At 67.8% G+C, this 23,115-nt stretch carries 21 protein-coding genes; 15 read left to right on the top strand and 6 right to left on the bottom strand.

Translation table 11 applies throughout. The features are described from left to right. Positions 1–5 precede the first annotated feature (5 nt). The 4 genes from Q5Z10_RS17775 to Q5Z10_RS17760 all read left to right on the top strand — a co-directional run bounded on the left by Q5Z10_RS17775 (position 6) and on the right by Q5Z10_RS17760 (position 7,184). Complete coding sequence (locus Q5Z10_RS17775; protein WP_303636684.1) at positions 6–677, top strand: ion channel; 672 nt, start codon at positions 6–8, stop codon at positions 675–677. Between the two features lie 259 nt (positions 678–936). Beyond that, positions 937–3,252: a winged helix-turn-helix domain-containing protein gene (locus Q5Z10_RS17770; protein ID WP_303636683.1), complete on the top strand. Its 2,316-nt coding sequence runs from the start codon at positions 937–939 to the stop codon at positions 3,250–3,252. Positions 3,253–3,367: 115 nt separating this feature from the next. Beyond that, positions 3,368–4,267 carry a helix-turn-helix transcriptional regulator gene (locus Q5Z10_RS17765; RefSeq protein ID WP_303636682.1) on the top strand — a complete coding sequence of 300 codons (900 nt, stop codon included), beginning with the start codon at positions 3,368–3,370 and terminating at the stop codon, positions 4,265–4,267. Between the two features lie 49 nt (positions 4,268–4,316). Next, a complete protein-coding gene (locus Q5Z10_RS17760) occupies positions 4,317–7,184 on the top strand; it encodes a TonB-dependent receptor (RefSeq protein ID WP_303636681.1) in 2,868 nt (955 codons plus the stop codon). A 149-nt stretch (positions 7,185–7,333) separates the two neighbouring features. On the opposite strand, the gene Q5Z10_RS17755 is transcribed toward Q5Z10_RS17760, so the two are convergent. Together Q5Z10_RS17755 and ppa are read right to left on the bottom strand one after the other, a co-directional pair. Continuing rightward, positions 7,334–8,455, bottom strand: a complete 1,122-nt coding sequence (locus Q5Z10_RS17755; protein WP_303636680.1) for an HDOD domain-containing protein — start codon at positions 8,453–8,455, stop codon at positions 7,334–7,336. Positions 8,456–8,606: 151 nt separating this feature from the next. Next, complete coding sequence (gene ppa / locus Q5Z10_RS17750) at positions 8,607–9,143, bottom strand: inorganic diphosphatase (protein ID WP_005410935.1); 537 nt, start codon at positions 9,141–9,143, stop codon at positions 8,607–8,609. Between the two features lie 183 nt (positions 9,144–9,326). On the opposite strand from ppa, the gene Q5Z10_RS17745 reads away from it, so the two are divergent. The 5 genes from Q5Z10_RS17745 (at position 9,327) to Q5Z10_RS17725 (ending at position 15,024) form a co-directional block, all read left to right on the top strand. Beyond that, on the top strand, positions 9,327–9,818 hold the full coding sequence (locus Q5Z10_RS17745) for a hypothetical protein (protein ID WP_303636679.1): 492 nt from the start codon (positions 9,327–9,329) through the stop codon (positions 9,816–9,818). Continuing rightward, complete coding sequence (locus Q5Z10_RS17740; RefSeq protein WP_303636678.1) at positions 9,818–10,294, top strand: hypothetical protein; 477 nt, start codon at positions 9,818–9,820, stop codon at positions 10,292–10,294. The genes Q5Z10_RS17745 and Q5Z10_RS17740 overlap by 1 nt, the downstream gene beginning before the upstream one ends. A gap of 83 nt (positions 10,295–10,377) precedes the next feature. Beyond that, positions 10,378–10,878 carry an RNA polymerase sigma factor gene (locus tag Q5Z10_RS17735; RefSeq protein ID WP_303636677.1) on the top strand — a complete coding sequence of 167 codons (501 nt, stop codon included), beginning with the start codon at positions 10,378–10,380 and terminating at the stop codon, positions 10,876–10,878. Between the two features lie 91 nt (positions 10,879–10,969). Further along, complete coding sequence (locus Q5Z10_RS17730; protein ID WP_303636676.1) at positions 10,970–11,911, top strand: FecR family protein; 942 nt, start codon at positions 10,970–10,972, stop codon at positions 11,909–11,911. Between the two features lie 197 nt (positions 11,912–12,108). Next, the gene (locus Q5Z10_RS17725; RefSeq protein ID WP_303636675.1) at positions 12,109–15,024 is read left to right on the top strand and encodes a TonB-dependent receptor; all 2,916 of its coding nucleotides are present in this window, start codon (positions 12,109–12,111) and stop codon (positions 15,022–15,024) included. A 71-nt stretch (positions 15,025–15,095) separates the two neighbouring features. Here the strand turns inward: Q5Z10_RS17725 and Q5Z10_RS17720 are convergent, their stop codons facing one another. Further along, a complete protein-coding gene (locus tag Q5Z10_RS17720) occupies positions 15,096–15,353 on the bottom strand; it encodes a DUF2789 domain-containing protein (protein ID WP_303636674.1) in 258 nt (85 codons plus the stop codon). A 110-nt stretch (positions 15,354–15,463) separates the two neighbouring features. On the opposite strand from Q5Z10_RS17720, the gene Q5Z10_RS17715 reads away from it, so the two are divergent. Genes Q5Z10_RS17715 through Q5Z10_RS17695 form a run of 5 tightly spaced genes read left to right on the top strand, consistent with a single transcriptional unit; the run spans position 15,464 to position 18,413 of the window. Further along, positions 15,464–16,051, top strand: a complete 588-nt coding sequence (locus Q5Z10_RS17715) for a biliverdin-producing heme oxygenase (RefSeq protein WP_303636673.1) — start codon at positions 15,464–15,466, stop codon at positions 16,049–16,051. 28 nt (positions 16,052–16,079) lie between these two features. Then, the gene (locus tag Q5Z10_RS17710; protein WP_303636672.1) at positions 16,080–16,547 is read left to right on the top strand and encodes a YbaN family protein; all 468 of its coding nucleotides are present in this window, start codon (positions 16,080–16,082) and stop codon (positions 16,545–16,547) included. Further along, a complete protein-coding gene (exbB, locus tag Q5Z10_RS17705) occupies positions 16,534–17,262 on the top strand; it encodes a tonB-system energizer ExbB (RefSeq protein ID WP_303639217.1) in 729 nt (242 codons plus the stop codon). Before Q5Z10_RS17710 ends, exbB begins: the two co-directional genes overlap by 14 nt. 9 nt (positions 17,263–17,271) lie before the next feature. Further along, positions 17,272–17,697 (top strand): TonB system transport protein ExbD, encoded by a 426-nt coding sequence (gene exbD, locus Q5Z10_RS17700; RefSeq protein ID WP_303636671.1) that lies wholly within the window; start codon positions 17,272–17,274, stop codon positions 17,695–17,697. Then, entirely contained in the window at positions 17,694–18,413 is a 720-nt protein-coding gene (locus Q5Z10_RS17695; RefSeq protein ID WP_303636670.1) for an energy transducer TonB, read from the top strand. The genes exbD and Q5Z10_RS17695 overlap by 4 nt, the downstream gene beginning before the upstream one ends. A 42-nt stretch (positions 18,414–18,455) precedes the next feature. On the opposite strand, the gene Q5Z10_RS17690 is transcribed toward Q5Z10_RS17695, so the two are convergent. Further along, positions 18,456–20,483 carry a sodium-translocating pyrophosphatase gene (locus tag Q5Z10_RS17690; RefSeq protein ID WP_303636669.1) on the bottom strand — a complete coding sequence of 676 codons (2,028 nt, stop codon included), beginning with the start codon at positions 20,481–20,483 and terminating at the stop codon, positions 18,456–18,458. A gap of 334 nt (positions 20,484–20,817) precedes the next feature. Here Q5Z10_RS17690 and Q5Z10_RS17685 point away from each other — a divergent pair, with 334 nt between their 5' ends. Next, on the top strand, positions 20,818–21,321 hold the full coding sequence (locus Q5Z10_RS17685; protein ID WP_303636668.1) for a hypothetical protein: 504 nt from the start codon (positions 20,818–20,820) through the stop codon (positions 21,319–21,321). A 111-nt stretch (positions 21,322–21,432) separates the two neighbouring features. Here the strand turns inward: Q5Z10_RS17685 and Q5Z10_RS17680 are convergent, their stop codons facing one another. Both Q5Z10_RS17680 and Q5Z10_RS17675 read right to left on the bottom strand, forming a co-directional pair. Further along, the gene (locus Q5Z10_RS17680; RefSeq protein ID WP_303636667.1) at positions 21,433–21,822 is read right to left on the bottom strand and encodes a DUF488 domain-containing protein; all 390 of its coding nucleotides are present in this window, start codon (positions 21,820–21,822) and stop codon (positions 21,433–21,435) included. 26 nt (positions 21,823–21,848) lie between these two features. Continuing rightward, complete coding sequence (locus Q5Z10_RS17675; RefSeq protein ID WP_303636666.1) at positions 21,849–23,105, bottom strand: 6-phosphofructokinase; 1,257 nt, start codon at positions 23,103–23,105, stop codon at positions 21,849–21,851. Positions 23,106–23,115 lie beyond the last annotated feature (10 nt).

Genomic DNA, 23,115 nt, shown 5'->3' with positions numbered 1-23,115 from the left:
ACGCCATGCCCATCGCCACCACCACCCGCTGGCTGGCCATTGCCCGCCGCCATCCCTCGGCATGGCTGCTCGCCGCGCAGCTGCTGGCGGTGCTGCTGTACCCGGCGCTGGACGACACCGCGGCCGGCCGCGCAGCGCTGGGGGTATTCGGCATGGCGGTGCTGGGCCTGGCGTTGTGGGTGGTACAGCGCAGCCCGCTGGGTACCTGGCTGGCCCTGCTGCTCGCCCTGCCGGCGGTGGTGTTCTCGCTGGCCGCAGCGCTGCTCGACCGGCCTGCGCTGGGTACCACCGCCCAGCTGCTGGAAAGCCTGCTGTACTTCTATACCGCCGGCGCGCTGATTGCCTACATGCTGCAGGATCACAAGGTGACGCGTGACGAGCTGTTCGCCGCCGGGGCCACGTTCACCCTGCTGGCGTGGGCATTCGCATTTGCCTTTGCGGTGTGCCAACAGTGGTATCCGGGCAGTTTCCAGGGCGCCGGAAGCGGGCCGCAGCGCACGTGGATGGAACTGCTTTATCTCAGCTTCAGCTTGCTGTCAGGGGTGGGTTTGAGCGACGTGGTTCCGCTGCACCCGCAGGCGCGTGCGCTGGTCATGCTGGAGCAGTTTTCCGGCGTGATGTACGTGGCCCTGGTGGTTTCACGACTGGTCGGACTGACCATGCTGCGGCGCTTCTGAAAATGAACGCCAGATAAAAATTTCGCGCCCGAAAGGGCGCGAATGGTGAGGCTTATTATGTGAATGCGTCGGCGAGAGAGAGCCTGATGTCGACCACGCGATAGGCGAGGTAACCTGCATAGGCTAGTATTCCGGGGCTTCGTTTTTTTTGCGGTATGCGCCGATGCTTTGTGCGGAATCTGGCTTCTTGCTGTGCCAAGGACGGAATCATGCCGATGGCGAACAGTGTCCGCGACCTGTTTCTCCCATTTAGCAGCGAATGATCAGCAGCGAAACCCCATCGCACGAACCCGATCGCATCCGCGTCGGTGACTGCATCGTCACTTTGTCCTCGCGCGAGGTCGAAGTGGTCGGTGCGCGTCGCCCACGGCGGCTGACGCCGAAGGCGCTGGGTGTGCTGCGCGCGCTGCTGCGTCAACCCGGTCGCGTGGTCACCCGCGACGAGCTGTTTGCCGAGGTGTGGCCGGACACGCTACCGACCAACGACGTGCTGACCCAGGCCGTGACCCAGCTGCGCAAGGCCTTCAGCGGCGGCGATGACAACGGCCAGGCCTACATCGAAACCATCGCCAAGACCGGGTATCGCCTGCTGGTGCCGGTGCAGGCGCTGGACGATGCCGAGGGCGATGCGCTCGGCGCAGCCGACGCCGGCGCCGCAGCGCCTGTCCCTGCCGCACCGGCAACCGCCGTGGCGCGCGCCGAGCCTGCCCGCCGCCGCTGGCGATACCTGCGCCGACGCGTGTTGCTGGTGCTGGGGGTGGCGATGCTGATCGCGTTGCTGGTGCTGAGCGTGCTGCTGCTGCGCCAGCCGGCGCCGCCGAGCTCGCCGCTGGATGCGGCGGTGGAAAACGGTACGCGGGTGATCGGCAGCCCCGCGAGGCCCTATCGGCTGATCACGGCAACGTCGGGTTTCGAGACCTATCCCACGCTGTCGCCCGATGGATCGCAGGTGGCCTACGAAGGCGCCAACGACGACGGCAAGGGCGGCAGCGCGATCAAGGTGCAGACCTCCGGCAATGCGCCGGCGCGCCAGCTGCTGGCACCGCCGGCCGGGGCCAGTGACCGCTTCCCGAAATGGTCACCGGATGGGCGCGAGATCGCGTTTGCCCGCTTCGGTGCCGATGCCAGCTGCCAGGTGCTGATCGCCAGTGCCACCGGCGGCGCCGTGCGCCAGGCCACGCGCTGCGACGGCACCGAACTGCTGAGTTTCGACTGGACGCCCGATGGCCGCGGCCTGGTGTTCGGCAGCATGGTCGGCCGCTACGCCCATCGCGGCATCCGCGTGCTGGATCTGGCTAGCGGGCAGTGGCGCGCACTGGACTATGCGGTCGAGCAGGATGACTTCGACTATGCGCCGCGCTATTCGCCCGATGGGCGATGGCTGGTGTTCGTGCGCAACCCGCAGCTGGGCGACCTGTGGCGCATGCCTGCCCAGGGCGGTACGCCCGAGCAGCTGACCACCGAGTCGGCCGAGCTGCGCGGCTGGGCCTGGCTGGGCGATGGCCGGCATATCGTGTTCGGCCGTCGCGTGGACAGCGAGGCCCGTCTCTACTACCTCGACGTGGAACGCCGCACGCTGCGCGATGCGGGGCTGGACGATGCACAGTGGCCGGCGGTCTCGCGCCGCGGCGACATGCTGGCATTCGTCCATCGCCGTGCCCAGTTCGGCGTGTTCAGGATGCCGCTGCAGGGGGGCGATGGCGAACGCCTGTTCGCCTCCAGTGGCCGCGATGGGCAGCCGATGGTCGCGCCCGATGGGCGGCAACTGGTGTTCAGTTCCGATCGCTCCGGCAGCTTTGCGCTGTGGTGGGCCGACATGCAGCGGCCGGAGTCGCTGCGGCCGATCGAAGGGCTGCGCCCGGAAGCGCGGCAGGCCCCGGACTGGTCGGCCGACAGCCGCCGCGTGCTGGTGGTGGGTCGCGATGAGCATGGCCAGGCCGTGGTCTATGAGATCGCCCCGCGCGATGAGCAGCTGCAACGCCTGCCGGTACCGGCCGAACAGCCGCTGCAGGCGCTGTACGGCGCTACCCCTGACCAGCTGCTGGTGGTCGAGCGCGATGCGGACCAGCACACCCGCTTGAGCCTGTTCGATCGCAGCACGCAGCCCTGGCGGCGGCTGGCCAGCCTGGAGGGGGTCTCCCAGGCGCGCTTCGACCGCAGCACGGGCCGGGTACTGTTCACCCGCCTGGCTGCCGGTGGCCTGTGGTCGGTGGACCCGGCGCTGGGTGCGGCCAGCGTGCAGCAGGTCAGTGAGGACCTGCCGACGCGGTGGCGGTACCGCACCTGGACCGTGTCCGGCACGGGCAGCATCGATTACCTCGGCAGCAGCGCGACCTGCGGCACCACCTTGGTCCGCATCCAGGCCGGCCGCGAAGCCCCGGTGCGCTGCCTGGACGCGCAACGCCTGAGTGCCGGCAACGGGCTGAGTGTCAGTGCCGACGGCAAGGCACTGTATCTGGCACTGGCGATCAGCGACGGCGCCGACATCGGCGTCATGCGGCTGCCCGCGCAGCCACCGGCGCCGTTCCCGGCCTTCTCCAACGTTTTGATATTGAAAGAGAAATTGTCTTCGTGATTTCTTCGTGATGATCTCGGGGCAATTTCGTGGGGATCTCGGCAGACCTTCCTGACGCGCTGTGACCTGATTTGGCAAAACGGAGGCCTGTACTTGGCAAATCCGTGGTGCCCCCATGCGTCAACTCTCCCTGGCCGATCGCGGCCAAACCGTTTCCCTGGACAAGGCGATCGACGATGTCTCGCCCACCTGTCTGGGGGTGGCCCGCCTTGGCAGCCTGCAGACCGCCGGCACCAGCTTCAGCGTCTGGATGCAGGTGCGGGGTACCTCGTGGGTGGAAGCCAAGGAAGGACGCTTCCGGCTGCGCCAGGGCGAGTGGATCGCGTTCGAGAAGGAATCGCGGCCGCTGGTCCAGGCCGGGCGCAACGGCCTGTGCGTGGGCATGAACCTGAACGCCGAAGCGCTGCGCGTGCTGACCGAAATGGCCGACTGCGGCCTGTATGCCGGCCGTGGCCAGATGAACCGCGCCGAAGCCCGCGTCGCCCTGCGCCTGTGGCGCGATGCCCTGGCCAGTGGTCAGCCGGCGCAGGCGCTGCGCCCGCTGCTGCTGCACCTGGCCGGCCTGCAGCGCAGCCTGGCCGACAACGTGCAGCGCTGCCCGGGCCGCTCGCGCAGCCGCAAGCGCCAGGTCTTCGGCCGCATGCAGCGCGCGCGCCTGTACCTGGAAGGCAACAGCCACCGGGTGGTGCGCATCGGTGAACTGGCCGAACTGACCAACTTCTCCAGCTGGTACCTGTCCAAGACCTTCCAGAGCCTGTACGCGGAAAGCCCGCAATCGCTGTCGGCACGCCTGCGCCTGGAGCGTGCCGCCGATCTGCTGCGCGATACCGACATGATGGTGGGGGAAGTGGCCGCTGCCAGTGGCTTCGACAACTGCTGCAGCTTCGCGCGCGCCTTCCGTGCCCGCTACGGCCAATCGGCATCGCGGTTCCGCGAGAACGGCGGGAAGCTTCCGCCACACTCCGCAAAGTCTCCGGTTGTGTCGCGCAAATACAGCGCTGCAACGCAATCGTAACGTGCTACGGCGTTTTAACACGCTACTAACACGTACCTTGGAGAGATTGATGAACGTTCGTATTCCCGCAGTGCGGCTCGGCTTGCTGCCGGCCGGCATTGCGCTTGCCTTGGCACCGTCCTTCGCTTCGGCGCAGGACGCAGCTGCCGGCGGCACGACCGACCTGGACCGCATTTCGGTCACCGGTTCGCGCATCCGCCAGGCGAGCATGGAAACCGCGCAGCCGGTGATCGCGCTGCAGCGCGCCGACATTGAAAAGCAGGGCTACACCAGCGTTGCCGACATCGTGCAGAACCTGTCGGCGACCGGTTCGCCGGCGATCAGCCGCGCCGATGCACTGTCCTCGGGCGAAGAAGTCGGCGGCCAGTACGTCGACCTGCGCAACCTGGGCCCGGAGCGCACCCTGGTGCTGCTGGACGGCAAGCGCATGGGCACCAGCACCGGCGGCTACACCGACCTGGCATCGATCCCGACCTCGGTCGTGGAGCGCATCGAAGTGCTGACCGACGGTGCGTCGGCCATCTATGGTTCCGATGCCATTGCCGGCGTGGTCAACATCATCACCCGCAAGAACTTCGATGGCCTGGAAGCCAGCGTCTACGGTGGCCAGTACGGCCAGGGCGACGGCCAGAAGCAGGTCTACAACTTCGTCTACGGCCAGACCGGTGAGCGCGGTTCGATCACCTTCGGTGCCGAGTACAGCAAGGAAGACGAGGTCCAGGCCAAGGACCGCGCCTTCAGCCGCTACAACAATGGCCGCTTCCATCCGTTCCCGACCGACGCCGAAGGCGCCAACGGCTGGTCCGCTGCGACCAACCAGGGCGTGCTGATCGACGGCAACGACAACTGGTATGTGCGCAACCCCGATGCGGCCGGTACCACCCTGGCCGACTTCCACGATTTCGGCCTGGCGGACTACACCAATGCCAGCCAGGAAATGTGGCTGCAGAACAAGCTGACCCGTCGCTCGGTGTTTGCCAACGGCAACTACGACCTGACCGACACCATCCGCGCCACCGCGAACGTGCTGTACACCAAGCGCACCGCCACCTCGCAGATTGCCGGCTACCCGTACCAGTCCGAGGTCTACGGCACCCCGCTGTCGGCCGACAGCATCTACAACCCGCTGGGCACGGATGCGAACTTCATCCGTCGTACCTCCGAGTTCCCGCGCCAGACCGAATCCGAGCAGGAAACCTTCCGCTTCTCGGCCGGTCTGGAGGGCTCGTTCGAGTTCGGTGACAAGTTCTGGGACTGGGACGTGGGCTACGTCTACAACCAGAACAAGGGCGTCAAGACCGGCACCGGCAACCTGTTCATTCCGAACGTGCAGAACGCCGTCGGCCCGTCCTTCATGGACGGCAACGTCGCCCGTTGCGGTACCCCGGACAAGGTGATCGCCGGCTGCACGCCGTGGAACCCGCTGGCGCCGTACGGCACCACCGGCAACGGTTCGCTGGCTGATCCGGCCCTGCAGGCCTACCTGTTCCTGCCGAGCCACGACACCTACACCAACACCACCAAGGCCTACAGCGCCAACCTCTCCGGTTCGCTGTTCACGCTGCCGGCGGGTGAGCTGGCCATTGCCGCCGGTTACGAGCACCGCGAAGAAAGCGGCGAGTACAACCCGGATGCACTGCTGCAGTCGGGCCTGAGCACCGACCTGGCCGGCGCGCCGACCAAGGGCAGCTACAAGCTCGACGAGTTCTACGTCGAACTGAACGTGCCGGTGCTGGCGGACATGCCGTTCGCCAAGGAACTGTCGCTGGACATGGCCGGTCGCTACTCCGACTACAACACCTTCGGCGACACCATCAACAGCAAGTTCGGCCTGAAGTGGAAGCCGATCGACGACCTGCTGGTGCGTGCGACCTATTCGACGGGCTTCCGCGCGCCGAACATCGCCAACATGTACGGCGGCACCTCGCAGACCTTCGACGCCTACACCGATCCGTGCGACAGCAGCTTCGGTTCGGCGGCGCGCAACCCGTCGGTGGCCGCTGCCTGCCAGGCACGTGGCGTGCCGGCCAACTTCCGTCAGATCACCTCTGGCGGCGCGTTGTCCACCGGCCCGGGCACCCAGTCCTACAGCGCCTTCGAATCCGGTTCCAACCCGGAACTGCAGCCGGAGACCTCCAAGACCTGGACCGCTGGCCTGGTCTACAGCCCGAACTTCGTGCAGGGCCTGGACATCAGCCTGGACTGGTGGAAGATCCGCATCGACAACGTGATCGCCGCCGAGTCGGTGACCTCGATCCTCAACCAGTGCTACGTGCTGGGCGTGGCGTCGGCGTGTGAGCGTTTCGATCGCGGTACCGAAGGCCGTACCGCCAACCAGGTGGTCGACGTCACCCGTACCCTGATCAACGGTGGTTACCAGGAAACCGCAGGTTACGACCTGGGCATCAAGTACCGCCTGCCGGAGTTCTCCTTCGGCAAGATCGTGGTCGACTGGAAGACCACCTACGTCGATTACCTCGAGTACAAGCGTGACAACGAAGCCGAGACTCCGGTCGAGCAGCACACCAGCTGGGCGACCGGCGACTGGGGTGCCAACTTCCGCGTCCGTTCGAACCTCAATGTCGATTGGAGCCTGGGCAACTTCGGCGTGAACTGGGCCGTGCGTTACTACTCGAGCATGAAGGAGCCGTGCTCCTACGATACCGAGTGCAACCTGCCTGACTTCAGCTCGGCCTACACCCTGGGCCAGCCGACCCGCAAGGTGGGTTCGAACACCTTCCACGACCTGCAGGTCCGCTACACCCTGCCGTGGGAAGCGACTGTCTCGCTGGGCGCCAACAACGTGTTCAACCACGAAGGCCCGGTCATGTACAGCCAGCCGAACTCGAGCTTCTCGTACTACGGCGGCTTCGACATCGGTCGCTACTACTACATGAAGTACACCCAGCGCTTCTGATCCATCGAGGCGTGACGGCAAGACAGGAGGGCGGGCCGCAAGGCCCGCCCTTCTTCGTTGCCGATGTGTGCATGCGCCGCGTGCGCGATCCACCCAGAAAAAAGGCAGGCCGTGCGGCCTGCCCTTGATCGTCCTGCACGGCCTGCGGATCAGGCTTCGCTCGGCACCAGCCCCATCAGGCTGTTGGCGTGCTCGCGCCATTGCGGCAGCTTGTTGAGCACGCCGGCACGCTGCAGGTAGTCCTCATCGACCGGATCGCCGTTGACCAGCGCCAGCGCCACGTGCACCGCGCCGGTCACCCAGAAGCTGCGGGTGTTGGCGCGCTGTGGCTGCAGGTGGAAGGCCACTGCCTCGATGATCGGCATCGGCAGGCCCCACAGTCCCAGCAGGTAGGCGCCGGCCTCGGCATGGCCAGGGCGGGTATCGTCGGCCAGCGACGGCTCGCTGCGCTGGTTGCGTACACCCGGCAGCAACAGGCCGATATCGGCCAGCAAGGCGGCGGTCGCACCCAGTTCGGCGCTGGACTCGGGCAGCATGCGCGCCGCCAGCCGTGACGCCAGCAGGGCCCGTTGCTGCAGCGAATTGCGTTCGGCGCCGGACAGGGTCGGCGCCGAGAACACCTCACTGGCCAGCACCAGGTCGCGCAGCGTGGCCAGGCCCAGCCGGGTCACCGCCGTGCGCAGGTCGGCGATGGTGCGGCCCTGGCTGAAGAACGCGGAATTCGACAGTTGCAGCACCTTGGCGGCGATCGCCGGGTCAGCGGCGACCAGCTTGGCGACATCGGCGCTGTCGGCGTCGTCGTCGTGCTCCAGCGCCTGGGTCAGGCTCAGGTACAGGTGCGGCGGCGAGGGCAGCTTCTCGATGCGGCCGATGGCATCGCGCAGGCGCGGGCTGTCCAGCACTTCGCGCAGTTCTTCCAGGCTGGTCAGCGCCTCCAGCAGCACTTCCGGCGCCAGCGGCAGCGGCAGGAAGCGGTGGGCGACACCGATCAGGCGCGCCGGCGGTGGCCGGTTGCCATGCTGCGCATCGACCAGCGCGATGCGGATGGTCTCCGGGCGCAGCGTGCGGATCTGTCCCAGCAGCGTCGTCGCGTTGAGATCGGGCAGCTGCGGGCAGACGATCACCGCGTCCACGCCCTGGGTGGCCACCGCGGTCATCGCGGCCTGGCCATCAGTGGCGGTCAACGGCTGCCAGTCTTCCCCAAGATCGGCAATGAATTCGGTCAGCTCGGCCGGCAGGCTGGCTGCATCCCCAACAAGCAGAATACGCACGACACATTCCCCTGGCTGTCTCGACGGTCACTGTCGACGACGTGTGAAGTGACGCAATTTACCTAATACGACGGCAACAGTGATGTGCCGTCGTCATGAAACGTGACCCGCATCGCTCCGACGCGCTGCGCCGGAGCGATCCTGTTCAGGCTCAGGCCTTGCTGTCGAGGTGGCGCTGGTGCGCTTCGATCAGGATCTGCTTGGCCTCGGCCGCACCGCCCCAACCGTCCAGCTTGACCCACTTGCCCTTTTCCAGGTCCTTGTAGTGCTCGAAGAAGTGGCCGATGCGCTCCAGCCAGTGGCTGGACACCTGGGCGATGTCTTCGACATGGGCGTAGCCGCTGAAGATCTTCGAGACCGGCACGGCCAGGATCTTCTCGTCGCTGCCCGCCTCATCGCTCATCTTCAGCACGCCGACCGGACGGCAGCGCACCACCGAACCCGGGACCAGCGGCAGCGGCAGCACCACCAGCACGTCGGCCGGGTCGCCATCGCCGCACAGGGTGCTCGGCACGTAGCCGTAGTTGCACGGGTAGCGCATCGGGGTGGACAGGATGCGGTCGACGAAGATCGCGCCGGTTTCCTTGTCCACTTCGTACTTCACCGGCTCGGAATCCTTCGGGATCTCGATGATGACGTTGATTTCTTCCGGCGGGTTCTTGCCGGGCGAGACGAGTTCCAGACCCATGGTGTGCTCCAGGTGGGGGTGTAGGCGGATAGCTCTCCATTTTATGCCTTTGCCGGGCGCTGTGCAGGGTGGGGCAGGGCCGACCCGCGCCAGGGGGATCGGCGGGGCGCCAGGACGGGGTTTCCCGATGGGGCCCGTCCGCTCCCCGCGGCAGGCTGGAGACACTCTCGAAGGAGCCCTGCCATGAACGGCCACCGCTGGTGCTGGTTCGTTGTCCTGTTGTTGATTCCCCTGCCCGCGCTCGCGCGCGGGCCCCATGTCGACCTGGTCCACTACCCCGCCCGCGAGGCGAGCTGGGATCGGGCCGTCGCGCTGGAGGCCGCGCTTGCCCGCGACTTCGCCGCGCTGTGCGCAGACACCCTGTGCGAAGGTGACTACAGCAACTACCGGGTGATGGAATTCCGCTGTGCGGTGCTGGCCCACCGCGGCACGGTGCAGCGCTGCGTCTGGGTGGTGGCCGCCAGCGAACTGGCGGTCCAGCCGGATGATGGCGAGGTGCAGGTCGACAACCGTCGCTGGGTGTGCACGGTGGCCCTGCAGCCGGGCGTACCCGTCGCGGCGTTCTTTGCCTCGCTGGAGGCTCCCGGCGGGCTGGCGGCGCCCCTGCCCGGGCTCGATCACGGTCTGTTCGAGGTGCTGCCTGCCTGTCTGCAGGGGCAGGGGAGGACTGGCTGATGGGGATGTCCGCAAGCCGGTGGCTGGCCTGTGGCCTGATCCTGGCCGCAAGCGCGCAGGCCGCGCCCGCCTACATCGATGCGCGCGACTACCCGGACCCGGCCAGCGGCCGGGAGCACTTCCTGGCGGCCGAGCGGTCCCTGGTGAGAGGGTTCGATGACATCTGCGGCGACACGTTCTGCGAGGGGCAGTACTACAACCTGTGGCCCATGCGCTTCCGCTGCTCGGTGGAGCGGACCACCGGCATCGTGGCCCGCTGCGTCTGGACCTTTGCCGGCAGTGACACCTGGGTGGGCCGGGACGGGCGCATCGATGTCGACCTCGGCAGCTATGCCTGCGTGCTGCCTGTGGCGGTCGGCACGCCCCTGCAGGCGCTGCTGGCGCTGTGGCAGGGCGGTCCCGGGCATGAAGCCCTGCATGCGCCGCTGCCCGGGACCGGCGTGAGCGTGTATGACGCGCTGACCGACTGTCTCTGACAGCAGGCCTCAGATGAGAACGTGACTGATTCGCATTAACGGAGTAGCATGCGCGCCGCCCTGTTTGCCCCCTGACGCCGCGCATGCCCTCCAATGCCTTGACCTTGACCGAACTGCTGATCCGCGAACGACCGGCGCTGCTGCGGCGGGTCCAGCGCATTCTTGGCGGCGACAGCGGTGCCGAGGACGTGATCCAGGCCGTCTGGTTCAAGGCGCGCGGGGTCGACAACCAGCAGAACATCGACAATCCCCGGGCCTATCTCTACCGGCTGGCGATCAATCTGGCCACCGACCACGGCCGTGAGTCGACCCGGCGCAACCGCCTGCTGGCCGAGCACTACCTGTGGCAGGAGGACGAGGAGATCTCCACCGAAGAGCAGGTGATGGCCCAGGACGAGCTGCAGCGGGTGCTCGATGCGGCAGGCCATCTGCCCGAGCCGACGCGCACCATCTTCCGGCTCAACCGCCTGCAGGGTCTGACCCAGGCCGAGATCGCCCGCCAGCTGGGCGTATCGGTGACCACGGTGGAGAACCATGTGCGCAGCGCGCTGCAGCGCCTGGCCTGGGCCCGCAGCGGCCGCTAGCAGCGCGCTTGGGGTCCGGTACTGTTCACTCGTCTTGATAGGAGGGCCGCCCTGCGGTCCTGTCCCTTTGCCCGCAGCAGCACGCCAGCCAATGAGCCCGCCTTCGCCGTCCCCCTGCCGCAGCGACGATCCCTTGGCCGAACAGGCCCGGGACTGGATCGTCTGCCTGGCCTCCGGCGACATCAGCGACGCGCGCATGCAGGCCTTCGAACAGTGGCTGGCGCGGCCCGGGCATCGCCGCGCCTTCGAGCATGAGCGACGGTTGTGGCGAAGCATGGGGCCGCGTCCGGCGGCGGTCGGTGCACGCTCACCACGGCGCCGGCCGCGCCGGGTGCAGTGGGCCGCCGCAACGGCGGCGGCGCTGGCGCTGCTGGTGGCCTGGCCCGATGCCTGGCTGCGCCTGCAGTCCGATCATCGCAGCGGGCACCGGATGCAGGAGGTGCAGCTGCCCGACGGCAGCCGTGCCGTGCTGGACGCCGACAGCGCGATCGCGGTGCATTTCGACGGCGAGCGTCGTCGTATCGACCTGCTGCGCGGGCGCGCCTGGTTCAATGTCGAACCGGATGCACAGCGCCGCTTCAGCGTGGCCGCCGGCAATGGCGTGGTGGAGGACATCTCCACGGCCTTCACCGTGGCCCACGTCGATGCCGGCGTCGAGGCCGAAGTGGGACAGGGCCGCGTACGCGTGGCCAGCCCGGCCGAGGGCGGCTGGACCTATCTGCAGGTCGGGCAACGCGCGCGCTATGGCCGCGACGGCGGCGTGCAGCGACTGCACGATGTTGCCGCCGACAGTGTCGGTGCCTGGCGCAACGGTGAACTGCTGCTGGAACAGGCCCGCGTGGTCGATGCCATCGACAACGTCGGCCGCTATCGTTCCGGCCCGACCTTCGTGCGCGGTGATCTGTCCGGCCTGCCGGCGATCAGTGCCGCGCTGCGCATCGATCATCCCGAACAGGCACTGGATGCATTGGCGGCAACCGCCGGGCTGCAGGTCACCCGCCTGCCGCTGGGCGTGGCCATCGTCCACCCGTAGTTCCACGCCGTGCGGGGATGATCGTCGCCGCGTGCCGGGCAACGGCCGGCCGCCACCGCGAGCGCGCCCTTGGGGTTGCCACGTCTTCATCCGTCTTACTTCGCGAACGTACCCGCCGCCGCCACGTACGTCGTTGGCTCCGCGCCCGCCGCGGAGGATGCCGCGTCTGCGGCCACGCTCCTCTGACAGGTTTCCCCATGTACGAATCCCGCCGCCCGGGCCGCACCCCGCGTCCGTCCCGCCTGTGCATCGCTTTGCTGGCCGCCGGCCTGGCGAGTGCCGCCCCCAGCGTGCTGGCGCAGTCCAGCAGCGACAGCCACGCTGCCGTGCAGCGCTTCGACATTCCCGCGCAGGCGCTGGATGCCGCGCTGCGCACCTACATGCGCCAGTCCGGTGTACAGGTGGTGTACCCGAGTGCGCTGGCCAGCGGTGTGACGTCGCAGGCCGTCAGCGGCTCCCTGTCGGCGGGCGACGCGCTGGCGCGCCTGCTGCAGGGCAGTGGCCTGGCCATCCGTCGGGTCAGTGCCGACGCGGTGACCCTGGAAGCCGGTGCGCCAGACCGCGCCAGTGGCGTGATCGTCACCGACACGCTCAGCGTCGCCGGTGATCGCGTAACGGGAAGCGGCAGCAGCGATGAAGCGCGCCTGCTCGACAGCTACCGTACCGCGGGCTCGGTCACCGCCTTGGACCGCACCCATCTGGAGCGCTTCCGCGGCACCTCCAACGGCGACATCGTCAAGGGCGTGGCTGGCGTCACCGCCGGTGATCCGCGCGTGGGCAACGGCTTCGACGTCAACATCCGTGGCATCCAGGGCCAGAGCCGCGTACCGGTGATCATCGACGGCGGTCAATCGAGCATGGACACCTACCGTGGTTACGCGGGCCAGTCGCAGCGCACCTACCTGGACCCGGACCTGATCTCGCGGCTGACCATCACCAAGGGGCCCAGCCTGCAGGCCAACGCCTCCGGTGGCATCGGCGGCGTGGTGGAAATGGAGACGCTCAACGTCGATGACGTCCTGCGCGAGGGCCGCGATGTCGGCGTGCGCGTGCGCGGCGGCCTGGCCAATGGCAGTGCCAACAACCTGCCCGGCTACGATGCCGTGCCGCGCAGTGACCGCAGTGCCACCGGCAGCCAGTTCTTCAACGTCGCGGCCGCCAAGCACTGGGATGACTTCGACCTGGTCGCGGCCTATGCCTACCGCGACAACGGCAACTACTTCTCCGGCAAGAACGGCTATGACGACTTTCCGCAGACCCGGCGCACGCTGGCGCCGCTGAATCCGCCGCGTACCGAAGTGTTCAACACCTCCTCGCGTTCAAAGTCGGCGCTGCTGAAGGGCACCTGGCGCATCGACGACGTGCAGACCCTGGAACTGGGTTACCGCCGCTATGAAGGCACCGCCGGCGAAATCATGGCCTCGCAGATCATCCGCGTGGAGCGCGACCGCGTGCCGCAGTGGGATCCGGGCCACGTCGATATGGACAGCTACAGCGCGCGCTACCGCTTCAACCCGGACAGCGAGCTGATCGACCTGCGCGTCAATGCCTGGTACACCGACGCCGACAGCGTGATGTACAACAGCCTGACCGGCATCACCCCGTGGTACTTCGATCGCCGCACCGAGTGGTACGACGCGCCCAGCTTCAGCGGCAACCCCGGCTACAAGGACGCCTATCGCAATCCGCTGCGACAGAAGCGCTTCGGGCTGGATGCCAGCAACACCTCGGTGTTTGACAGCAGGGCCGGCCGTTTCACCCTCGACTACGGCCTGTCCTACAGCGATGAGGACATCGCCCCGGGCAGCTCCGGCCCGATCATGCAGGATGACCTGGTCAACAACCGCTTCCTGCGCAACGCCGAGCGCAAGGAATACAGCGCGGTGGCGTCGCTGAAATGGGTGCCGGATGAACACTGGGAGATGCTGCTGGGCGGACGTTGGAACCGCGTGGACGTGCACGACCGCAACCGCCTGGCCACGCCCGACGCCTATGAAGTGCAGGGCCAGTACCGCTACACCGAACTGCTCAATGGCAACCCGAAGCTGCCGTCGTGGCGCGCCAAGCGCATCGCGCTGCTGAACTGGTACCCGGATGCCAATGGCAACTTCACCCAGGACTCGTTGCTGGCCTCGCCCTACAAGAAGGGCACGGTGGCCGACATCGGCGGCTGGAATTTCTATGATGCCGATGCGGCCGAAGACCTGCGCGTGCCGGTCAGCTGGACCTGGTCGACGCCGATCCGCCGCCGCGACAGCGCGTTCTCGCCGACCGCCAGCGTGGCGTTCCGCTTCAGCGAAGACAGCATGGTCTACCTGAAATACGCCGAAGGGACCAAGCTGCCGAGCCTGTTCGAGACCACGCTGGGCCTGTTCACCGCCGCCAAGCCGGTGGACGAGCTGAAGCCCGAGCGTGCGCACAGTTGGGAACTGGGTGCCAGCACCATCCAGCATGACCTGTTCACCGCGGGCGACCGGCTGGCGCTGAAGCTGGCGTACTTCGATACCCGCATCGACGACCTGATCACCCGCGACTACCGCACGCTGTCGGCCGGCCTGATCCGCAACGTCGATCGCTTCAAGGTCTCGGGTCTGGAGTTCCAGTCCAGCTATGACGCCGGCAAGCTGTTCGCCGACCTGTCGGCGCACTATTACTTCAAGGCCAAGACCTGCGCGCCGGACATCGCCGCCGAGCGTCGCGCCTACGGCGTGCAGCGGAAGATCGCGGAGCTGGCCAACACCCCCGACTGCGTCGATGGCGGCTTCGAAGGCTCCTACAGCAACACGCAGAACCCGCCGCGCTACATGGTCAACCTGACCGTGGGCTCGCGCCTGTTCGACGAGCGCCTGACCTTCGGTACCCGCGTGGTGCACAACGCAGGGCCCATCAGCAAGCTGGACAAGGAATGGAACGTTGGTTTGTCGGCGATCCAGCAGCTGTACCGGCCGACCACGCTGGTGGATCTGTTTGCGAGCTGGAACTTCAACGACCAGTGGTCGGTGGAAGCGAATGTGGACAACGTGACCGATCGGTACTATCTGGACCCGCTTGCCTTGGGCGTGATGCCTGCCCCGGGTCGCACCGCGCGGTTGGCCATCACCTGGCGGTATTGATTGGCGATCCACGCGTGGCGTGGATCCATTGACCAGCTGCAGGGTAGCGCCGGGCCATGCCCGGCGTCTGCTTACACCCCGCGCGCAGCCTTCACCGCTTCTTCGTGCAGCGACTCGTTCAGTTCATCCACAACCGTGCTCCACGCGGCGTCGGCCTGCAGCGACTCGGCCAGGAACTGGCGCTGCGCTTCATTCCAATAGGGCGCGTCGGCCACTTCCACGTCGGCAGCGAGCTGATGGCCGCGGATGAACGTGGCGATGCCCTCGGCACTGGCATCCAGGCCCAGCTGCAGGAACAGGTTGGTCATGCGGGGTTCGGTGGTGATCATCGGTAGTGGCCTGGCAGGTGAATGGAAAGCAGCATTATCGGTGCAAGCGGGCTTGGGGGAAGTCCCGCCGGGAGCGTCTACAGGAGGACGCTTCCGCTGGCATTGCCCCCATGACCGCCCAGACATCCCACGAAAGCAGCCGCAGCGTGCGGCTGAAGGCCGCTACCCGCGACAGCCATGGTGCACTCGACAAGCGCATCATGGCCGGTGACATCTTCGCCGACCGCAGCAACTTTGCCCGCTTCCTGCGCGTGCAGTACCGCTTCCACCGCAGCATCGACGCGCTGTATGCCAGCCCCGCGCTGGACGCGCTGCTGCCCGACCTGTCCGAGCGCCGCCGCCTGCAGCAGGTCCGCAGCGACCTGCAGGATCTGGAACAGACCCTGCCCGGCGAGGACATCCAGGCCCTGGGCGACGACCTGCCGCTGCCGACCGCGCTGGGCTGGCTGTATGTTGCCGAAGGCTCCAACCTGGGCGGCACCGTGCTGTACAAGATGGCCGGCGCTCTGGGCCTGGACCGGGATTTCGGTGCCCGTCACCTGGCAGCGCACCCCGATGGCGCCGCACGGCACTGGCGCGAATTCACCGCCGCGCTCGATGCAGTGCCGCTGACCCCGGCGCAGGAGCAGCAGGTGATCGACGCCGCCGATGCCGCGTTCCGCAGCGTGCATGGCCATGTTGAAGTGGAATTCTCCTGATGCACGGGCAAGCACAGGGCCACGGCTGATGCGTTGGCTCTGGTTCGTGCTGGGCTGGCTGATGGTCGCGCTGGGCGTGATCGGCGCACTGCTGCCGGTGATGCCCACCACCATCTTCCTGATCCTGGCGGTGGGCTGCTTCGCCCGCAGTTCGCCGAAGTTCGAGCAGCGCCTGCTCGCCCATCCACGCTACGGCCCATCGTTGCGGCTGTGGCGCGAGCAGGGCGCGGTATCCGGCAAGGGCAAGGCGTTCGCCAGCGCCGGCATGGCGGTGGGGTTCGCGCTTTTCTGCTGGGGCGCGCATCCCTCCTGGCGGCTGTTGCTGGGGGTAGGCCTGTTCTTTGCCGTCAGCGCCGGCTATGTGCTGAGTCGACCGGCGCCCCGGTCTGATCCTGCGCCGCTGGTGGAAGTGGACGATGCGGCCGATCCGCGCGCCTCCCGCCGCCGTGCGACGCCCCCCGATTCCAATGGAACCCCCGATGATGCTGCCTGCTGACCTGGCTCCCGTGGCCGCCCCCGCCCTCACGCCCTGGGGCATGTACCTGGCCGCCGATGTGGTGGTGAAGGCGGTGATGATCGCGCTCGCGCTGGCCTCGCTGGCAACCTGGACGGTACTGCTGGCCAAGGGATGGGAACTTGCCCGGCAGGCCCGCGCGCTGCGTGCCGCACGTGCGCTGCTGCTGTCTGCGCCCAGCCTGCCGGCCGGCAATGGGGGCGGCCCGCTGCAACAGGGCATCGCTGCGGCCATGCTGGATGCCGCGCGTACCGAGCTGCGGCTTTCGCAGGAACTGGATGCACGCGAGGGCATCAAGGAACGCGTGGCCTCACGCCTGGAGCGGCTGGAACTGGAGACAGGACGCAGCCAGCGTCGCGGCATCGGCGTGCTCGCCAGCATCGGTGCGGTGGCCCCGTTCGTGGGTCTGTTCGGTACGGTGTGGGGCATCATGAACAGCTTCATCGGCATCGCCCACAGCAACACCACCAACCTGGCGGTGGTCGCCCCGGGCATTGCCGAGGCGCTGCTGGCAACCGCACTGGGCCTGGTTGCCGCGATTCCGGCGGTGCTGGTCTACAACCACTTCACCCGTGTGCTGGCCGGTCTGCGCGGATTGCTGGGCGATCTGTCCGCCGCGGTGCAGCAGCTGGTGTCGCGCGATCTGGATCGCGCCGCGCCACGGGTGACGGCCGGCCCGCTGCGTGCCGTGCACTGAGGCACGACGATGGCGATCAGGACCGCATCCGGGCGCGAGGAATCACCGGAAGAAGCACATGAGATCAACGTCACGCCCTTCATCGATGTGATGCTGGTGTTGCTGATCATCTTCATGGTGGCCGCGCCGCTGGCGACGGTGTCGGTGCCCGTGCAGCTGCCAGCCAGCAGCGCACAGGCGACGCCGGCAGAACGCGCGCCGGTGTATGTGACCGTGCAGGCCGACCTGTCGCTGCGCGTTGGCGAACAGCCCGTTACGCAGGCGACGCTGCCCGCTGCGCTGCAGGCGGCAACCGCAGGCGATGCCTCGCAGCGCATCTATCTGCGCGCGGACCAGCGCGTGCCCTATGGTGAGCTGATGGCTGCGCTGGATGCCCTGCGCCACGCCGGCTACCTGAAGGTCGCCCTGGTGGGCCTGGAGCAGGGCGCTCGATGAGCGGACTGCAGCGCTGGGCAACGAGCCTGGTGATCGTGCTGTTGGCGCATGCGCTGTTGATCGCGGCGGCGTGGTGGTGGGCCGTGCGGGCACCCAGGGTCGCGGCGGTCGCGCCTGCCGCTGCCCTGATGCTGGAACTGGCACCGGCCGCACAGGCGCCACCGGTACCGCCGCGCGCGCTGCCGGCAGGGCCGCTGCAGCAGGAGCAGCAACGGCGCGCGCCACTGCCCAGGCCGCAGGAGCCGATCAAGGCGCCGCCGCAGCCGCAGGGAACGTTGGCACCCCCCCACGAGCCGCCTGCGGAGCCGACACAGGACACCGCCGACGCCACTGTCGATCGAACCCTGGCACCGCCTGACGTTCCTGCGCAGGCGGCGGCCAGTTACGCGGCGCCGCGCACCACAGCGGGCGAGCGCAGTCGCGCCAACGCCACCTGGCAGGCGTTGCTGCTGGGGCATCTGCAGCAGCATCGACGCTATCCACGGCAGGCCGAGCGGCTGCGCCAGCAGGGCATCACCTATGTGCGCTTCGCCGTCGCCCGCGACGGTCGCGTGTCCGCGCCGCACGTCGAGCGCAGCAGCGGCTTTGCGTTGCTTGACCAAGAGACGCTGGAGACCGTGCAGCGTGCCAGCCCGGTGCCGGCGCCGCCGGCCGAGGTGGCCGGCGACCCGGTGGAAGTGATGGTGCCGGTGGCGTTCTACCTGCGCGGACGCTGACCGGCACGGGCGGCGGATCCATCAACCACGCATCGCGTGGATCTACAGCAGCGGCACCAGCAGCAGCGCCACGATGTTGATGATCTTGATCAGCGGATTGATCGCCGGGCCGGCGGTGTCCTTGTACGGGTCGCCGACGGTATCGCCGGTGACCGCCGCCTTGTGCGCGTCGCTGCCCTTGCCGCCGAAGTGGCCGTCCTCGATGTACTTCTTGGCGTTGTCCCAGGCACCGCCGCCGGTGGTCATCGAAATGGCCACGAACAGGCCGGTGACGATCGTGCCGATCAGCAGGCCGCCCAGCGCGCGCGGCCCCAGCAGCAGGCCGACCACTACCGGCACCGCCACCGGCAGCAGCGACGGCACGATCATTTCGCGGATCGCCGAGCGGGTCAGCATGTCCACCGCCCTGTCGTACTGCGGCTTGCCGGTGCCCTGCATGATGCCGGGGATCTCGCGGAACTGGCGCCGCACTTCCTCGACCACCGCGCCGGCGGCGCGGCCGACCGCTTCCATCGCCATCGCACCGAACAGGTAGGGAATCAGCCCGCCGATCAGCAGGCCGATGATCACCGTGTGGTCGCTCAGGTCGAAGCGGAACTCCTGGCCGGGGTTGGCGGCCTGCAGGTTGTGCGTGTAGTCGGCGAACAGCACCAGCGCGGCCAGTGCCGCCGAGCCGATCGCGTAGCCCTTGGTGACCGCCTTGGTGGTGTTGCCCACGGCATCGAGCGGATCGGTGATGTCGCGGATCTCCGAGGGCAGCTCGGCCATCTCGGCGATGCCGCCGGCGTTGTCGGTGATCGGCCCATAGGCATCGAGCGCGACGATCATGCCGGCCATCGACAGCATTGCAGTGGCGGCGATGGCGATGCCGTACAACCCGGCCAGTGCATACGCACCCCAGATCGCCGCGCACACCGCGATCACCGGCAGCGCGGTGGACTTCATCGAGATGCCGAGCCCGGCGATGATGTTGGTGCCATGGCCGGTGGTCGACGCCTGGGCGACGTGCTGCACCGGCTTGTACTGGGTGCCGGTGTAGTACTCGGTGATCCATACGATCAGGCCGGTCAGCACCAGGCCGATCAACGCGCAGCCGTACAGCGCCATCGGGCCATGTACGTTGTCGGCCATCAGCCCGGTGGTGATCGGGTAGAAGGCGATCGCGGCCAGCACGCCGGAGACGATGACCCCCTTGTACAGCGCGCCCATGATCGAGCCGCCAGGCTTCACCTTCACGAACAGCGCGCCGATGATCGAAGCGATGATCGAGACCCCGCCCAGCACCAGCGGGTACAGCACCGCATTGGCACCGGCTTCGCTCAGCATCAGGCTGCCCAGCAGCATGGTGGCGATCACGGTGACCGCGTAGGTCTCGAACAGGTCGGCGGCCATGCCGGCGCAGTCGCCAACGTTGTCACCGACGTTGTCGGCGATCACCGCCGGGTTGCGCGGATCGTCCTCGGGAATGCCGGCTTCGACCTTGCCGACCAGATCGGCACCGACGTCGGCGCCCTTGGTGAAGATGCCACCGCCGAGGCGCGCGAAGATCGAGATCAGCGAGGAGCCGAAGGCCAGGCCGACCAGCGCATGCAGCGCCTGTTCCATCGGCAGGCCCAGCCGCAGCAGCAGGGCGTAGTAGCCGGCCACGCCCAGCAGGCCCAGCCCGACCACCAGCATGCCGGTGATCGCGCCACCGCGGAAGGCGACATCCATCGCCGCGCTGATGCCATGGCGCGCGGCTTCGGCAGTGCGGACATTCGCGCGCACCGAGACGTTCATGCCGATGTAGCCGGCCGCACCGGACAACACCGCGCCCACGGCGAACCCGATCGCGGTGTACCAGCTCAGGAAGATGCCGACCAGCACGAACAGCACCACGCCGGCGATGCCGATGGTCAGGTACTGGCGGTTGAGGTAGGCGCGCGCGCCCTCCTGGATGGCCGTTGCAATCGCGACCATGCGTTCGTTGCCGGTGGGTTGGCGCAGGATCCAGCGCGCCGAGACGATTCCGAACAGGATCGCGAGAATGGCGCAGCCCAGCGCCAGTGACAGCCCGTGACGTTCCAGCATTAGACCCCTCCGCAGAATGGATGGACAAGCATCCAGTGGCGATGAACGGCACCACGAGGGGGACGACGGGCTGCAGCCTGGAACCAACCCGTGCCGACCGTGGCGGTCGTCCGACGTATGGCGGTGTTCAGCATTCCCTGGTGGCTGCAGTATGCGTTCGGCGCCCTGTAGAGTCGAGCCGTGCTCGACTGGCTTCTGGAGGCCATGCTCGACTGGCTCCTGCGAGCCGCGGCGCATGCCGCCAGTCCATGGGCATGATTCGAAAGCCGCAGGCCTTTGCACCCCGTTAAGCCAGCCTCTGCAAGCCTGCGCACAGTCCCGTAGGAGATTCCCCATGCGCCTGTCCCTGTTGATGCTTGCCGCTCTGGTCCCGGCCGTACCGGCACTGGCCGCGGAGACTCCGGAACGGCAACGTGCCGTCGGTGCACCGCAGGCGGTGGGCGCAGTGCACACCCTGCGGCAGATTCCCGAGGCCTGCGCACGCCTGGAAGGGGCGTTCACCGGCCAGGCCGCCGAGCCGTACCGCTTCTCCGCCGTACGCACCAGTGAACAGTGCCAGCCGCGTGCGCGTTTCGTCGACTACGCCAAGGCGCAGCCGAGCGCCGACAAGGGCTGGAAGCTCAACGACGTGATCCGTGTACCCAACGCTGCCTGTCCGGCACAGCAGGCGGTGGTGCGCGTGTGGCGCCTGCCGGTGAACAACACCCAGGCCCTGGATGGACAGGGCCAGTCGCGGATCTACCTGGAAGAAGCAAAGAAGCAGGCCGCGGCCGGCCAGATCCCGAAGGTGACGATGTTCGCCGCGCAGCTGCAGATGGAAGGCAAGGCCTGCAACTGAGCCGGCGTGTACCCGCATCGCGGGGACACACTGCGGCTCACACGGCCAGCGCCGGGCCATGCCCGGCAGAGAACCCGATGGTGCCGGTTGCTGGCCGGCACCCCGCCATCATCAGCCGGCCAACCTCGCCCCGCGCGCCACCAGCAGCTCGCGCAGGGCCTTGCGGTGGCAATGCGCCTCGTCCTCACAGTAGCACCCCACGCTGATGTCGCTGTGCTGCGACAGTGCGGCCAGCAGGTCCAGCGTGTGGGCCGCGTCGGGCGCCTTCATCTCGGCCTTGTAACGGCGGAAGAACGCATTCCAGTCGGCGGCAGACCTCGCTTCATGCGCCTGCTTCACCAGCGCCGCGCTGGGTGACAGTGTCGGCAACCACACGTCGTACCAGTCCTGCCTGGCGAACTCACTGCGCGGCACGCCACGGGGTGGACGCCGCACGGTGCCGATGCGCAGGCCCTCGCCAGCGGCGCGCGGCGTACCGAGCCGAACAACACGCAGTGCCATGATGTTTCTCCGTCCCCTTTTTCGGATCAGCCCTCGAATGGCGGCAGTTTCTGCTTCACTGCGACGTTCTTCAGCGTGACGTACTTCGGCAGGCCATCGGCGCCATAGGGCAGCGGAGCCTCGCCCTTGATCAGGGGCTGCAGGTAGGCACGTGCCTTGGCGGTGATGCCGAAACCATCGCGGCGGATGAAGCCGGCCGGCATCTTCTTCTCGTGGTTGGCGATCTTCGACAGCGGTGCGGCTTCGATCTTCCAGCGGTAGGGCGCATCGCTGCTGCGCACGATCACCGGCATCACCCCGTTCTGGCCCTTCAGCGCCAGCTGCACGGCGGCCTTGCCGACCGCCTGTGCCTGCTCCCAGTCGGTCCGGCTGGCCAGATGGCGGGCCGAACGCTGCAGGTAATCCGGCAGTGCCCAGTGCACCTTCAGGCCCAGCTGGTCCTTGACCCGGCCGGCCAGGTGCGCGGCCACGCCGCCCAGCTGCGCGTGGCCGAACGAATCCTTGCCGCCACCGGCATCGGCGACGAAGCGGCCATCGGCGGTGGCGATGCCTTCCGACGCCACCACCACGCAGTAGCCGACGCGCTCGACCACGGCCTTCACCTTGGCCAGGAACACCGCCTCGTCGTAGGCGCGCTCGGGCAGCAGGATGATGTGCGGCGCCTCGTCATCGCCGTTGCCGGCCAGGCCCGCCGCAGCGGCCAGCCAGCCGGCATGGCGGCCCATCGCCTCGTAGATGAAGACACGGGTGGAGGTCTCGGCCATCGCTGCCACGTCCAGCGCGGCCTCGCGCACCGAGACCGCGGTGTACTTGGCCGCCGAGCCGAAGCCCGGGCAGGTGTCGGTCACCGCCAGGTCGTTGTCGATGGTCTTGGGCACGCCGATGCAGGTGAGGTCGTAGCCGGACGCCTTGGCCAGCTGCGAGACCTTCAGCGCGGTATCGGCCGAGTCGTTGCCGCCGTTGTAGAGGAACCAGCGCACGTCGTGGGCGCGCAGCACCTCCAGCAGACGGTCGTATCGGGCGCGGTCGGCGTCGAGCGACTTGAGCTTGACCCGGCACGAGCCGAACGCGCCGCCCGGAGTATGGGCCAGGGCCCGGATGGCCGCAGCGCTCTCCCTGCTGGTGTCGATCAGTTCCTCGCGCAGGGCGCCGAGGATGCCGTTACGCGCGGCCAGGACCTTGATGCCCTTGGCGCGGGCCTGTTCGATCACCGCGGCGGCGGTGGCATTGATGACTGCGGTGACGCCGCCGGATTGGGCATAAAGGAGGGTGCCAGTACGCATGCTGCTACCT

The sequence above is a fragment of the Stenotrophomonas sp. 704A1 genome (genome assembly GCF_030549525.1).
Classification (GTDB): domain Bacteria; phylum Pseudomonadota; class Gammaproteobacteria; order Xanthomonadales; family Xanthomonadaceae; genus Stenotrophomonas; species Stenotrophomonas tuberculopleuritidis.
This window is presented reverse-complemented; position numbering and strand designations above follow the sequence as displayed.

Bases quoted from the DNA above. Each gene is read 5' to 3' on its own strand.
- Q5Z10_RS17775 (WP_303636684.1), top strand. From the start codon at position 6: ATGCCCATCGCCACCACCACCCGCTGGCTGGCCATTGCCCGCCGCCAT.
- Q5Z10_RS17770 (WP_303636683.1), top strand. From the start codon at position 937: ATGATCAGCAGCGAAACCCCATCGCACGAACCCGATCGCATCCGCGTC.
- Q5Z10_RS17765 (WP_303636682.1), top strand. From the start codon at position 3,368: ATGCGTCAACTCTCCCTGGCCGATCGCGGCCAAACCGTTTCCCTGGAC.
- Q5Z10_RS17760 (WP_303636681.1), top strand. From the start codon at position 4,317: ATGAACGTTCGTATTCCCGCAGTGCGGCTCGGCTTGCTGCCGGCCGGC.
- ppa (WP_005410935.1), bottom strand. From the start codon at position 9,143: ATGGGTCTGGAACTCGTCTCGCCCGGCAAGAACCCGCCGGAAGAAATC.
- Q5Z10_RS17745 (WP_303636679.1), top strand. From the start codon at position 9,327: ATGAACGGCCACCGCTGGTGCTGGTTCGTTGTCCTGTTGTTGATTCCC.
- Q5Z10_RS17740 (WP_303636678.1), top strand. From the start codon at position 9,818: ATGGGGATGTCCGCAAGCCGGTGGCTGGCCTGTGGCCTGATCCTGGCC.
- Q5Z10_RS17735 (WP_303636677.1), top strand. From the start codon at position 10,378: ATGCCCTCCAATGCCTTGACCTTGACCGAACTGCTGATCCGCGAACGA.
- Q5Z10_RS17730 (WP_303636676.1), top strand. From the start codon at position 10,970: ATGAGCCCGCCTTCGCCGTCCCCCTGCCGCAGCGACGATCCCTTGGCC.
- Q5Z10_RS17725 (WP_303636675.1), top strand. From the start codon at position 12,109: ATGTACGAATCCCGCCGCCCGGGCCGCACCCCGCGTCCGTCCCGCCTG.
- Q5Z10_RS17720 (WP_303636674.1), bottom strand. From the start codon at position 15,353: ATGATCACCACCGAACCCCGCATGACCAACCTGTTCCTGCAGCTGGGC.
- Q5Z10_RS17715 (WP_303636673.1), top strand. From the start codon at position 15,464: ATGACCGCCCAGACATCCCACGAAAGCAGCCGCAGCGTGCGGCTGAAG.
- Q5Z10_RS17710 (WP_303636672.1), top strand. From the start codon at position 16,080: ATGCGTTGGCTCTGGTTCGTGCTGGGCTGGCTGATGGTCGCGCTGGGC.
- exbB (WP_303639217.1), top strand. From the start codon at position 16,534: ATGCTGCCTGCTGACCTGGCTCCCGTGGCCGCCCCCGCCCTCACGCCC.
- exbD (WP_303636671.1), top strand. From the start codon at position 17,272: ATGGCGATCAGGACCGCATCCGGGCGCGAGGAATCACCGGAAGAAGCA.
- Q5Z10_RS17695 (WP_303636670.1), top strand. From the start codon at position 17,694: ATGAGCGGACTGCAGCGCTGGGCAACGAGCCTGGTGATCGTGCTGTTG.
- Q5Z10_RS17690 (WP_303636669.1), bottom strand. From the start codon at position 20,483: ATGCTGGAACGTCACGGGCTGTCACTGGCGCTGGGCTGCGCCATTCTC.
- Q5Z10_RS17685 (WP_303636668.1), top strand. From the start codon at position 20,818: ATGCGCCTGTCCCTGTTGATGCTTGCCGCTCTGGTCCCGGCCGTACCG.
- Q5Z10_RS17680 (WP_303636667.1), bottom strand. From the start codon at position 21,822: ATGGCACTGCGTGTTGTTCGGCTCGGTACGCCGCGCGCCGCTGGCGAG.
- Q5Z10_RS17675 (WP_303636666.1), bottom strand. From the start codon at position 23,105: ATGCGTACTGGCACCCTCCTTTATGCCCAATCCGGCGGCGTCACCGCA.